At 57.1% G+C, this 2,526-nt stretch carries 1 rRNA gene; it reads right to left on the bottom strand.

The features are described from left to right. Window positions 1–8 precede the first annotated feature (8 nt). Window positions 9–2,526 (bottom strand): 23S ribosomal RNA (locus K338_RS0119400); the annotation flags it as partial.

The raw sequence follows: 2,526 nt of genomic DNA, 5'->3' as shown, positions 1-2,526 counted from the left end.
GGGGGGGTGTGGTTAAGTCTTCGGCGTATTAGTACCGGTCAGCTGGACACATTGCTGTGCTTCCACATCCGGCCTATCAACCCAGTGTTCTAGCTGGGAGCCTCTCGAGGCACAAGGTCCTCTAGGAAATCTCATCTTGAAGCAGGCTTCCCGCTTAGATGCTTTCAGCGGTTATCCCTTCCCAACGTAGCTAACCAGCCGTGCTCCTGGCGGAACAACTGGCACACCAGAGGTTGGTCCGTCCCGGTCCTCTCGTACTAGGGACAGGCCTTCTCAAATTTCCTGCGCGCGCAGCGGATAGGGACCGAACTGTCTCACGACGTTCTAAACCCAGCTCGCGTACCGCTTTAATGGGCGAACAGCCCAACCCTTGGGACCAACTCCAGCCCCAGGATGCGACGAGCCGACATCGAGGTGCCAAACCATGCCGTCGATATGGACTCTTGGGCAAGATCAGCCTGTTATCCCCGGGGTACCTTTTATCCGTTGAGCGACGGCGCTTCCACGAGCCACCGTCGGGTCACTAGTTCCGACTTTCGTCCCTGCTCGACCTGTACGTCTCACAGTCAAGCTCCCTTGTGTACTTACACTCGACACCTGATTGCCAACCAGGCTGAGGGAACCTTTGAGCGCCTCCGTTACTTTTTAGGAGGCAACCGCCCCAGTTAAACTACCCACCAGGCACTGTCCCTGATCCGGATCACGGACCGAGGTTAGATGTCCAGAACGACCAGAGTGGTATTTCAACGATGACTCCACACCCGCTGGCGCGGGCGTTTCACAGTCTCCCACCTATCCTACACAAGCCGTACCGAACACCAATACCAAGCTATAGTAAAGGTCCCGGGGTCTTTCCGTCCTGCTGCGCGTAACGAGCATCTTTACTCGTAATGCAATTTCGCCGAGTTCATGGTCGAGACAGCGGAGAAGTCGTTGCGCCATTCGTGCAGGTCGGAACTTACCCGACAAGGAATTTCGCTACCTTAGGATGGTTATAGTTACCACCGCCGTTTACTGGGGCTTAAATTCTGAGCTTCGCCCCAAAATAGGGGCTGACCCGTCCTCTTAACCTTCCAGCACTGGGCAGGCGTCAGTCCGTATACATCGTCTTGCGACTTCGCACGGACCTGTGTTTTTAGTAAACAGTCGCTTCTCCCTGGTCTCTGCGGCCCTCTCACGCTCCCCACCGCAACGGGTGGTTCACGCGTTGGGCCCCCCTTCTCCCGAAGTTACGGGGGCATTTTGCCGAGTTCCTTAACCATGATTCTCTCGATCGCCTTGGTATTCTCTACCTGACCACCTGAGTCGGTTTAGGGTACGGGCGGCTAGAACCTCGCGTCGAGGTTTTTCTCGGCAGCATAGGATCACCCAATCATCCAGCATCCGCTGTCACCATCAGCTCTCAGGCACATGAGGTGCGGATTTGCCTACACCTCGCCCTACAGCCTTGGACGCGCCTAGCCATAAGACACGCTGGGCTACCTTCCTGCGTCACCCCTGTTAATACGCTTACCTACTACCGGTTCGGGTCACGCGCTCCACACCCGCTCCCTCCCCCGAAGGGCAGGGTTCACGGGCGCTTCGGGCGCTTAGCATCACCGGGCTCGGTATGGGCGGTTCTTCGCCGGTAGCAGAATATCAACTGCTTGTCCATCGACTACGCCTGTCGGCCTCGCCTTAGGTCCCGACTTACCCAGGGCGGATTAACCTGGCCCTGGAACCCTTGGTCATTCGGCGGACGGGTTTCTCACCCGTCTTTCGCTACTCATGCCTGCATTCTCACTCGTGTGGCGTCCACGACTAGGTCACCCTGCCGCTTCACCCACCACACGACGCTCCCCTACCCATCCACACACCTGGACACCCACCCACAAGGAGCAGATGCCTGGCTACATGCGTAGATGCCACAGCTTCGGCGGTGTGCTTGAGCCCCGCTAAATTGTCGGCGCAGAATCACTTGACCAGTGAGCTATTACGCACTCTTTCAAGGATGGCTGCTTCTAAGCCAACCTCCTGGTTGTCTGTGCAACTCCACATCCTTTCCCACTTAGCACACGCTTAGGGGCCTTAGCTGGTGGTCTGGGCTGTTTCCCTCTCGACTACGAAGCTTATCCCCCGCAGTCTCACTGCCGCGCTCACACTTACCGGCATTCGGAGTTTGGTTGACGTCAGTAACCTGGTTGGGCCCATCAGCCATCCAGTAGCTCTACCTCCAGTAAGGAACACGCGACGCTGCACCTAAATGCATTTCGGGGAGAACCAGCTATCACGAAGTTTGATTGGCCTTTCACCCCTATCCACAGCTCATCCCCCCAGTTTTCAACCTAGGTGGGTGCGGTCCTCCACGCGGTTTTACTCGCGCTTCAACCTGGCCATGGATAGATCACTTCGCTTCGGGTCTAGAACATGCGACTCCGGCCGCCCATTTCGGACTCGCTTTCGCTACGGCTCCCCCACACGGGTTAACCTCGCCACATGCCACTAACTCGCAGGCTCATTCTTCAAAAGGCACGCCGTCACCCCAAC

Origin of the sequence: Ruania albidiflava DSM 18029 (assembly GCF_000421225.1) — a bacterium.
Taxonomy (GTDB): Bacteria; Actinomycetota; Actinomycetes; order Actinomycetales; family Beutenbergiaceae; genus Ruania; species Ruania albidiflava.
Note: the sequence above shows the minus strand (reverse complement) of the source record. Positions and strands in the feature narration are given on the sequence as shown.